The following is a 790-nucleotide window of genomic DNA, read 5'->3' as shown; positions in this document are numbered from 1 at the left end:
CCGTGGAGCTGGGAGGGTGACTCCGCCGTGCGCTGCGAGTTCGTCATGGACCGCAATGTGCCGGGCAAGCCGGACGTCGACTCCAAGGAGTTCCCCGAGGACAAGTCCGGTGAACTCGGCGTCGGAGAGACGGGCACCTTCACTTTCTCGCCCAACCTCGGCGACAGGTTCGACAACGATGTGAGCCGCTACTCCTACGACTTCACCAAGGACACCGCCGCCCCGAAGAACATCACGCCGTCCTCCCCGACGGCCCCGGTCTCGGTGCAGTTCACACCGCCCGCGATCGGCACGGTGGTACTGGAGGTCACGTCGTACGACGCGGCCAACAACCCCAGCGCCCCGGCCGTCTACTCCTTCGTGGTCAAGGAGGGAAAGAGCGTCGCCGGCCAGTGGAACCTAGGCGACGACCCTGTGCCCTCCGCAGAGGGCCGGCACGTCAAGGACGAGAGTGACAACAGCCGTGCCGCGACCGTGGGTGCCGGTGTCAGCTTCACGACCAAGGACGGACCGGGCGGTGCGGCGGACCGCGCGGCCCACCTGGACGGCACAGCCGGCGCCTACCTGAGTACGGACTCTCCCGTCGTGGACACCGCGAAGGGATTCTCGGTCAGTGCCTGGGTGCGGCCCACCGCGCTCGACAAGGACGGTGTGGTGGTCAGCCAGGACGGTGCCGGCGAACCCGGCTTCACCCTTGGCTACGACGCCGTGGCCAAGAACTGGTCGTTCGGCGTCCCGGCCAACGACGTCGAGTCCCTCGGCGAATGGCGGGCCACCGTGACGACCAGCG

At 68.1% G+C, this 790-nt stretch carries 1 protein-coding gene; it reads left to right on the top strand.

Annotation, left to right across the window (positions count from 1 at the left end; all coding sequences use genetic code 11):
• Positions 1-27: 27 nt before the first annotated feature.
• A partial coding sequence (locus tag I8N67_RS41785) for a LamG-like jellyroll fold domain-containing protein (protein ID WP_307835536.1) occupies positions 28-790 on the top strand: 763 nt, incomplete at its 3' end.

The organism is Streptomyces adelaidensis, assembly GCF_016598475.1.
Lineage (GTDB): Bacteria > Actinomycetota > Actinomycetes > Streptomycetales > Streptomycetaceae > Streptomyces > Streptomyces adelaidensis.
Note: the sequence above shows the minus strand (reverse complement) of the source record. Positions and strands in the feature narration are given on the sequence as shown.